The sequence below is a fragment of the Yersinia sp. 2553 StPb PI genome, assembly GCF_052217105.1.
Classification (GTDB): Bacteria; Pseudomonadota; Gammaproteobacteria; order Enterobacterales; family Enterobacteriaceae; genus Yersinia; species Yersinia enterocolitica_E.
Genome location: NZ_JAZGPX010000001.1, coordinates 183,207 through 192,980 on the forward strand (window position 1 = coordinate 183,207; position 9,774 = coordinate 192,980).

Consider the following 9,774-nt stretch of genomic DNA (forward strand, 5'->3'; position numbering starts at 1 on the left):
AACAGCATTTTACCTGACGACGCCTTAATGCGACAGAACCTCTTCGACTGCGTTCCGCCTCATCCCAAACTGCGGTGATGATCAGCCCATTTAATCGCCCAAAAAAGACATTTGTCGTGCTGATATTTCACGCTAAACCCAGCTTCAAACCTATGAGCGTTTGAGTCTCTAGACTCGAGCAGTCACATTTCTCAGCATTTTGAACCGCCATCCCGCGCCAACGGGAGTGATAAATGCATTTTGTACTGCCAAGTGACGGAAATTGTAGTAATCTTCACCAAACGATCCTTTTCAGATCCTTGGGGGAGAAAAATGTCACAAGCCGTAAATACAGATACTTCCTCATCGAAAATGAAGCGCCCTTATAGAAAAGGGAATGCTCTCAGTGATGCTGAAAAACAGCGAATTTCTATTGCTCGGAAAAGAGCTACTCATAAAGAGATTAAGGTTTTCATCGAACCTCAGCTGAAAAGTTTTCTTATGAGCATGTGCTCACAAGATGGATTAACTCAGGCAGAGGTTATAGCTAGATTGATAGAGCGTGAAGCACTGGACAGAAATTTATCCTGATGGGCTTACTTTCTTGATACTTTAGCTTGTGAGTGCTAGATTGCTGATCGGTTAAAGAATTTTTTGGTTGGCCACGCCGTAAGGTGGCAGGGAATGGGTTCTGAGGCTATTTGGGCTGAATCCTGAAAAGCAAAAACCCCGAGAATCTTCGACTGTTTGGCGACGAGAGAAGATTAACGGGGCCCACTAAAACTGTATAGAAGCTGTTGCTCTATGCAGGGAGTATAGAATTGTGCGAAAGAAAATTCAACTCCTACTGTGCAACATAAGCACAGGTAGGTTTGGCTGATAATAACTTTGCTCTGGCCGAGCCTGAAAGCACCCCACAATTAAACCGACGCGGTGAGTCAAATACGCTGCGTAAAGGTACATCAAAGATTCACCGGCGTTATACGCCAGCGCTGACATGTGCAGTTCCTCGCGGTATGGCAGCAAAGGTGGTTGCACGTATCAGTAGTCACAATTGGCACCGTAATCACGAGCTGATTGAATTACGTCGTCAGGGCTATGTGCCCTACACAAAACGTAATGATCCGCACTTTTTGCCAAAACCGATGCGTATTTCTGCCCGTTCAGAGAGCTGCGAAGCATTGACTGCACTGTCAATGGCACTGGCTGCCAATTGCGATTACAACCCAGACAGTGACTACCCGTTTGAAATCATGGCTCCGTTTGAACAAATCGCTGCCGCGATGGGCATGTTGCATATTTATGATAACGGTCGCAAAGCTTACGACAGTCCTTTGCATGCTTTATCCGTGCAAGAACAGCTGGGCTATGTGATAGCACTTCACGGTAAAGATACTGACAGTGGCCAGAATAAGCCGCTGAGGTTGTGGCTGACTGAAAAGTTCTTCATTTCCAGAGGCATTGCCGTTGAAGAGATCCGTCATTGGCTTGGCCAGTTCAAAACATGGGCGATAAAAAACGGTTTAACTGAAAGCTTGCGCAAGAAATATGAACGGCACCTGCTACGTGTTGAGAATATGGGTATTGATCTGAAAGACAAACCCTCCTTACGGAATCGTTTAAAACAAATCAAACGTTGGGTTGTTAGCCCTGATTTGGCAAAAGAGAAGCAAAAGAAAGTGGCTCTTTTGGAAGGTCGCCTGACTGAAATCGACAGTGATAATACTCAACGTCTCGATCTTATTCTCGATGAGACACAGCAAAAGATACGCAGTCTGGCCAAGGCGAAGCATAAACGCCAAAATCCGTATTATCAGGCGTATGTCAAATGGTCAACAAGTGGGGCCGTCATGACGCATGAAGTCGTTATGCAAGAACAAGCGTTGCAGAAAGAACAGCCTGGACTTAAACACAGTGACCCCGAAGCCTATTACCGACAGTTGCTTGAGCGTGCCGGCATAGTCTAACCCCCATATTCCTACATTATGAACCTTACCGTGCCTGGCGCGGTTTTTGTGTTGGTGAAACCGGACAAAACGAGTGTTATTTAGCCACCAGGTCACGCCCCATTCTGCATTATCCCCCCGAATTCATGAGCGATATTGGCGTAATGTCGAGAGTGTTGAATATTTGCACCATTAACTTCGAATTGATGTCGTTAGCTTCGTAAGCTGTTTGATTACTATCATTAATTTCGAACGTTATTCCTGAACAAAATAAGCCTCTCAAAAGAGGAGTACTTTTCGAGCGGCTAAAGCCTGCTCTCCAAAGTAGCTCCCCTCGCTTTGCTCAGGGCAAATCAATAATCAACAATTGAGAATAAACAACATCATAGATAGCTCCCGACTAAAGTCGGGCAGGGGAACAGATGCATTGCAAACCTAAGCGTTCGTCACGCTATGCGTGCCAACCGCCAAGGCCCCGGAAATCACGCTCAGCGCGTCGCTACGCGCCACACTGACCACTCACCGGGGTTCTTTGCAGTGTGACCACAGAATTGTTTGTCAGCCTGTATGGCTCATCAGGACAGGGGAGGTATCAGGATCTCTTATGATCCTCACCGGCGCTGCCGGGCTTCAGCGGTTCGACATCGGGGAACATGTCGCAACTGTGTGCCGCTTTCTATGCACTGCGTGCATCAGGTTGGGGTTCCGCGCCCATTTCCTCCATAAGTCCCAAGTTTTATACTTATCCTTATGAATTACATAGAATATATTTCTTATTTTTGACCTTAGTCGTTAAACCTGAAGTTTGTTGTTAATTTTAACGGTTAGTTCTCGATGGTTAGGAAGTTGGATCCCTTTTTTTCCCTTAGGTTAGAGGCAAGATAGGGTGATAGGGCCATGAGTTTCGTCAGCTCATGCAGCGCGACGTTGACGATTGGTTAAAATAACCCCCATTTTGATGCCCAATCCAAATTTCAGGCAGATCTTCCCTATGCCGCCTGCCGCAACCATCGCTCTGTTTTGAACTCCTGCCGACGTCGCGCCAATAACTCTTCTGCACGGATACCGGCTTCCGCACTGTTAAAAACCATCCGACTACCACACAACACGCACTGGTAAGGATCCACATTGGTAAATTGTTTCATCAGCGACGCAAAGCCCGGTTTCTGCGGTTTTTTCTTCATTTCAATCCCCAGGGCGGTGTAGACCTTAGGCAATAACTCACCCCGTTTGCGGTTGGCCAGAAAACCGTAATACCTGACCATCTTAAAATGGCGTGACGGGATATGGCTGATATAGCGCCACAGCATCTCTTCCTGGCTAAGTCGTTGTGTGCGGTGCCGCTGAGTCCGGTGGTCATAGTAATGATGAACAACGGCTCCGCCGGTGTAATGGCGCAACTTTGAGGCGGCAATGGGCGGCCGTTTCAGATAACGGCCCAGGTAGTTGACGTTTTGCCGGGCGTGCTTTGTCTTTTTGGCAAAGTGGATTTTCCAGCGCCGCTGGAACTGCACCTCAAGAAACTGGCACCACTCGCGATAATCCCGAACGTGTTCATAGCCGGCAGCGGGTAAGTCCAGCTCTGCATAGCTTTCCCGCAACAGGGCGATGACGGCCTGACGCCAGTAACGTTCAACGATTTTCTTTTTGAAGTAAACCGGTCGCCAGACACCGTGTTTGAGACACAGTCCCCCGCGGGTGACGGACAGATGAATGTGGGGATGCTGATTAAGCTGGCGACCGTAGGTATGCAGGGCCACAAACAGGCCTATTTCGATACCAAGTTTTTTGGCCCATTTGAGCAGAGTATTGGCGGCGCAGGCGAAGAGTTTGTTGAGTAGAGGCCAGTTGTTGGCAAAGGCAGGCCAGAGTTTATCGGGCATAGTGAAGGTAATGTGCTGCCATTCACAGTCGGGGAGAACATGCTGTTGCTCAGCAATCCATTGCTCGGTGGCCTTCATGCCACAGGCGCTGCACCCTTTGCTTTTGCAACTTTGGCAGAAGTATTTGGTGTGAGAACAGTGGGCGGAAGCACAACAATATCGGCGAACGCCCATTGCCCCGGTACCGCAAGCAAGCATCCGTTCGATGACGAGTTTGGTCCATTCTGGGACGACGTTACCGTGTTTAGTGAGTAACTGGCCCCAACCATCATCAATCTGGAAGAGGAGTTTTGCCGGTCGAGGTATGTGCATACACGGAATTATAGCGAGCTACGATGCCTGAAGAAACACATTCTCTAACAGAGTCTTAGCTCCCGCCGTAGGCGGGCTACTGTTCAAACTCTGGGGGTAGATACCGAGCAGGAAGTACATGAATCCATGCGTTCTTCTTACGGTAGTCACTATCGCCGGATGTTGATGCCGGTACTGGACCGGCTTGAATTTCAGTCTGGTAATGCCTTGCATCGACCCGTTATTGATGCCATTCAGATTATTAAGGCAAACAGGGCAAGCAACCAGCATTTCTATGCTGTGGGTGACGTGCCCGTTGACGGTATTATCCAGAAAAAATGGCGGAATATTGTCGTTGTGAGTAACAAACTCGGGGAAGAGCGAATAAACCGTATTAACTATGAAATATGTGTCTTACGTGCTCTACGTAAAAGTCTGCGCAATAAAGAGATTTGGGTTGATGGTGCCGATCGTTACCGTGATCCGGCAGAGGATCTTCCTGTCGATTTTGCCGTCAACCGGGAAAAGTACTATTTCATGCTGCAAGTGCCTGCTGATGCGAAAATATTTATCGACCATATCAAGGGGACGATGCGTCAGTGGCTTAGCACCCTCAATAATGGTCTGCCGAAAAATGCCAAACTTCGTCTCAGGGAACAGGGCAAGAACAGGATCCATCTGACGCCACTGGACAGACAGATTGAACCTCCCAATACAACGGCATTGAAGCGTGAGATTGGCCAACGGTGGGACGATCTGGAGTTAATCGATATTATTAAAGAAGTCGATTTACGTGAAAACTTCTCAGCGGTATTTCGAACTTCTGCCAGTCGGGAGGTTCTTGAACCAGAAATATTACAACGTCGCCTGCTGTTATGCCTTTTCGGCCTCGGTACCAATGTCGGGTTGAAGCGGGTAGCCAGCCAGCAACCCAGTGTCAGTTATGACGAACTGCGTTACGTCAAACGGCGTTTCATTAACAAAGACGCTCTACGTAGTGCGATTTCACACATTGTTAATGGAATTCTCCATATCCGCCAACCCGATATCTGGGGGAATGCCACCACATCCTGTGCCTCAGATTCCCGGAAATTCGGCGCCTATGACCAAAATCTGATGACTGAATGGCATGCACGTTACGGTGGGCGAGGCGTAATGATTTACTGGCATGTGGATACCCACTCAACATGCATTTATTCACAACTGCGGCGCTGCTCCTCCTCTGAAGTGGCCGCTATGATGGAAGGCGTCCTGCGGCACTGTACTGACATGGAAATCAACCACCAGTATGTTGACAGCCATGGGCAAAGTGAGGTGGCCTTTGCATTCAGCTACGTGCTGGGATTTGACCTGTTGCCACGCCTGAAAGGTATTGCCAGGCAAAAACTGAATTTGTGCGAAAAAGAAGATGCTGCTTTGTATCCTCATTTGACGCCGATTTTAACCCGGGGGATCGACTGGGAACTCATTTCGCAGCAGTATGACGAGATAATCAAATATACGGCAGCACTCAGGGTCGGCACGGCCGAACCTGAGGCCATATTGCGGCGCTTCACCCGTAACAATGCGCAACATCCAACCTATAAAGCACTGGCTGAATTGGGTAAGGCGATTAAAACTATTTTCCTTTGCCGTTATTTGCATGATGAGTCTCTCCGCTGCGAAATTAATGCAGGTCTGAACGTTGTGGAAAACTGGAACAGTGCCAATGATTTTATTTTTTATGGCGAGCATGGTGAATTTACCAGCAACCGGACAGCAGAGCAGGAACTGTCGATGCTGTCATTGCATCTGTTGCAAATCAGTCTGGTGTATATCAATACGTTGTTGATTCAGAATATTTTGTCTGAGCCGGCCTGGCGCCAACGAATGACTGAAGAAGACTGGCGTGGACTAACGCCGTTGATATACCAACACGTTAATCCGTATGGCCGAATAGAGCTGGATATGGACCAGCGGCTTGCACTGGCAGCCTGATATTGTTTAACGGGCCTGAAACTTTGAGTCGCATCGATGAGTTGAGTAAAGAAAACGGTGGTTTGTGAGAATCGAATATGTCGTTTTTTGCATGACGTAGTTTCAGGGCTTAGCGATTCTCGAAATCCATTCTTGAAACTCTATTCTTAATTCACTATGTTCTTAATGGGGTTCCGTGATCATTTCCTCCAAAAGTCCCACCTTCACGTCATATCACTTTGAATTATAATGATATTAGTCATTTAAAGTAGAGTCTATGTCTTCTTCATCGTTTAATGGGTCAACATCTTCCAGAATACTATCCAGATTAATGAGCACCGCCTGCTCTTCAAAAGAATAATTCCCTCCTAACAAAATATGCCCCCAGGCTACCGGGGATAAATTAGCTAACATTTCTATCGCCTTGTCATTACCCTGATTTTCAAATTTATCAACAAGTCCTGATAAGATTGCTGAGTTATAATAAATGATGCAGTTCGCTATCAGTCTTGCACAATCATTCCATTGATCTATTTGATAGTCACTCCCCCCACGAAATTGATTACCATTTACTGAAGCAATAGCCCTTCTTAGCTGATGATAGGCCTCTCCTCTATTCAGCGCCTGCTGAACAAATTGTCTTAACGTTTTGTTATCAGCATAGTCCAGAACGTAAATACATTTGATCAACCGGTCATATTCTCTGAGCGCTGCAAGCGTTTTGCTGCTACGTTTAGTATTCGATAATTTTTTAACCACTGTACTTTGTACCGCCGTTTTTCGGCTCAAAGAACAAATAATATGCTGTATATTACCCCACTCCTGCATGATGAGTTTGTTGTTAAATGGTTTCTTCAATTTTATAATTAACTGGTCTTCATCTAAAACAATTTCAAATAATTCATTAAATATTTTTTTGAATTTTGCATAGCGTGGTGAAAACTGATAGGAAAAAATATCGAGAATGGCAAAGTTTACGTTGTTAACACCATGGTTGTCTGTTGCTAAAGACTTTGGCTGTATTTCACTCGAGTTGTTATATAATAGGTCAAATGCAAAATGTCCTTCATACTCATTTGGAGAAATAACAACTGTCGCTAATGGCACATGGTTAGATACCAGAGTCATTGGGCGTTGTTGAATAAATCGAACTTTTGGCCGTAGTTAGGATCAGATCACCACACTCCTGATCCTGCAGCGATATCACGTGGCAAAACAAAAGTTCAAAATCACCAACTGGGCCACCTACAACAAGGCGCTTGTCAATCGGGGCTCACTGACATTCTGGCTTGATGAGTCGGCCATTCAGGCCTGGTATGACGAGCCCAACACGTCTTTACGCGGTCGTCCGCAACGTTATTCTGAGCTGGCCATTTCAACCGTTCTGATGCTCAAACGCGTTTTTCGCCTCACACTTCGCGCTGCGCAGGGATTCATTGACTCCATCTTTACCCTAATGAAGCTCCCGCTCCGTTGCCCGGATTATTCCTGCGTCAGCAGGCGGGCTAAATCCGTCAGCATCCCTTTCAAAAACCCAACACGCGGTGAAATTGCCCATCTGGTTATCGATTCCACCGGCTTAAAAGTCTTCGGTGAGGGTGAGTGGAAGGTGAAAAAACACGGCCAGGAAAAGCGCCGCGTCTGGCGGAAACTGCACCTGGCGGTGGATGCTGATACGCATGAGATTATCTGCGCTGACCTGTCCCTAAACAACGTGACTGATGCAGAGGCATTCCCGGGGCTTATCCGTCAGACGCACAGGAAAATCAGGGCTGCCTGTGCCGACGGGGCTTATGACACAAAGCGGTGCCACGACGAGTTGCGGCGCAAGAAAATTAAGGCGCTTATCCCGCCGCGAACGCGCGCCGGCTACTGGCCGGTGGAGTATGCCGACAGAAATCAGGCGGTGGCGAGGCAACGGCTTACTGGGAGCAATGCGTACTGGAAATGGCACACGGCTTATAACCGGCGTTCAGTGGCCGAAACGGCGATGTACCGCGTAAAACAGCTGTTTGGTGGGCATCTTACGTTGAGGGATTACGATGCGCAGGTTGGAGAAACTATGGCCATGATCCGTGCCTTAAACAAAATGACGCGTGCAGGGATGCCAGAAAGTGTGCGGATTGCCTGAGGAAGTCAGTGACGAGAGGCGCTTTTATCTAAATCCGAATTATTCAACAAAGCCGTAAATTAATCGTTTACAAGAATTAATGACCTGCCATATAAATCGTTAAGGTTCGATTTGTTCAGTAAAATCCAGCAAGGCTAGGCGTAAGGATTCATACGTAAATGTGTACCTTTATAGACGCTGTCAGCGGCGGCGACCCAACCAAATCACCTCAGGCTCCAGCGCCGGAGGTGATTTGGTTGAGTTTGCTCAGTTGCCGGTTGATTTTTTGGCGATTGAACCGGACGGCATCCAGATCGTCGATAAAAGGGCGGATATCACCAACTGTTGCTGCATCATCTGCGTTGATGATTGCCTCCAGGAACGCCAGCGTCTTATCAGCTTCATCCGCAGCCGTTGCTCCGGGCATACCATGACCGCTCATACAAAATGGCGTTTTCAGCGTGGAGTATTCATGAATAGCCTCAACACGAATGTCGTGAAGCCAGTGCTCAAAGAAATTGTATTCATAGGTAAAACGATCGCCAACATCAAAAGCAAAATCATCAATCACAACCCGGAACGGGTTATCCGGAAAGCCAACGCCCCCTTCGTATGAGATACCGTAATCTTTGCCATAAATGTGAAACTGATGAAGGTGGTCATCGCCCCAGCCCTGTACGATCTGGATTATGTAGTGAAGCGCGGCCAGTGACGTATCAGCAGCGATTCTTAACCGACGCCAGACCATAGGAGTGACACCACGAACAGCTATTTTGATAACATAGATTTTCATCGCAGGATAACAAGCATGGTGACGAAAGAATGCTGGTTATTCTAGCCCCAGCGAAAGACTCATTCGGTGATTGCCCCACACTTTTTCATGCTCTCCTATTAGAGACATGGGCAGGCAACATCGTAAAAAAACAGCATGCTACCTGATAACGCCTTAATGCGACAGAACCGTCCCGGACGGCTATTTTGGCCAGTATACGATCATACTCAGCGATTTTTAGCTCAATACTGTCAATATGACTGAGCAGGTCATCAACGCACTGGCTGACCCAGCCAGGCAAATTTTCGCGGTGTTCTCTGGCCAGTCTCCGCAGTTGTTCTGTACTCTGCGGGGCAATCAGGCCAAATTCAGATACCAGGCCACGAAGCCGGTTATATGATGCGGTGCGTTCTTCAATAAAACCCTGGCGGGTACGATGCAGACATTGCATGGACTGCTGCTCTTCATCTTTTACCGGCACAAAACGCATGTGGGGCCGTCGGACGGCTTCGCAAATTGCCAGCGCATCCGCGGCGTCATTTTTACCGGTTTACCTGCCAGCCGGTATGGCGAAACGAATTTCGGGGCCATCAATTTAACGTCGTGACCATACTGCCTGAAAAGCCTTGCCCAGTAATGAGCGCCTGAACAGGCTTCCATCCCAATAACGCAAGGCGGCAGACTGGCAATGAGTTCGGGCAGCGCAGCCCGGGCTACTTTGGGTTTAACGAGAACAGCATTGCCATTTTTATCAACGCCATGAACGGCAAACACATTTTTAGCGAGGTCGATCCCAACAGTTACAACGGCCATGGTTATTCCCCTGTAATATTTTGG

5 protein-coding genes and 3 pseudogenes are annotated in these 9,774 nt (G+C 47.6%); 4 read left to right on the forward strand and 4 right to left on the reverse strand.

The genetic code is table 11. The features are described 5' to 3' along the window. Positions 1–312 precede the first annotated feature (312 nt). Together V2A84_RS00895 and V2A84_RS00900 are read left to right on the forward strand one after the other, a co-directional pair. The gene (locus V2A84_RS00895; protein WP_442821524.1) at positions 313–570 is read left to right on the forward strand and encodes a replication regulatory protein RepA; all 258 of its coding nucleotides are present in this window, start codon (positions 313–315) and stop codon (positions 568–570) included. A gap of 281 nt (positions 571–851) precedes the next feature. Next, on the forward strand, positions 852–1,946 hold the full coding sequence (locus tag V2A84_RS00900) for a Replication protein (protein WP_442821525.1): 1,095 nt from the start codon (positions 852–854) through the stop codon (positions 1,944–1,946). A 968-nt stretch (positions 1,947–2,914) separates the two neighbouring features. Here the strand turns inward: V2A84_RS00900 and V2A84_RS00905 are convergent. Next, a complete protein-coding gene (locus tag V2A84_RS00905; protein ID WP_442848495.1) occupies positions 2,915–4,120 on the reverse strand; it encodes an IS91 family transposase in 1,206 nt (401 codons plus the stop codon). Between the two features lie 81 nt (positions 4,121–4,201). Here V2A84_RS00905 and V2A84_RS00910 point away from each other — a divergent pair. Next, positions 4,202–6,076, forward strand: a pseudogene (locus tag V2A84_RS00910) (Tn3 family transposase); the annotation flags it as partial. Positions 6,077–6,310: 234 nt separating this feature from the next. Here the strand turns inward: V2A84_RS00910 and V2A84_RS00915 are convergent. Further along, a pseudogene (locus V2A84_RS00915) lies at positions 6,311–7,183 on the reverse strand (Tn3 family transposase); the annotation flags it as partial. Positions 7,184–7,262: 79 nt separating this feature from the next. On the opposite strand from V2A84_RS00915, the gene V2A84_RS00920 reads away from it, so the two are divergent. Then, the gene (locus V2A84_RS00920) at positions 7,263–8,186 is read left to right on the forward strand and encodes an IS5 family transposase (RefSeq protein ID WP_226717630.1); all 924 of its coding nucleotides are present in this window, start codon (positions 7,263–7,265) and stop codon (positions 8,184–8,186) included. A 208-nt stretch (positions 8,187–8,394) separates the two neighbouring features. Here the strand turns inward: V2A84_RS00920 and V2A84_RS00925 are convergent, their stop codons facing one another. Then, positions 8,395–8,913 carry a plasmid pRiA4b ORF-3 family protein gene (locus tag V2A84_RS00925; RefSeq protein ID WP_442848499.1) on the reverse strand — a complete coding sequence of 173 codons (519 nt, stop codon included), beginning with the start codon at positions 8,911–8,913 and terminating at the stop codon, positions 8,395–8,397. A gap of 214 nt (positions 8,914–9,127) precedes the next feature. Then, positions 9,128–9,750, reverse strand: a pseudogene (locus V2A84_RS00930) (IS110 family transposase); the annotation flags it as partial. Positions 9,751–9,774 lie beyond the last annotated feature (24 nt).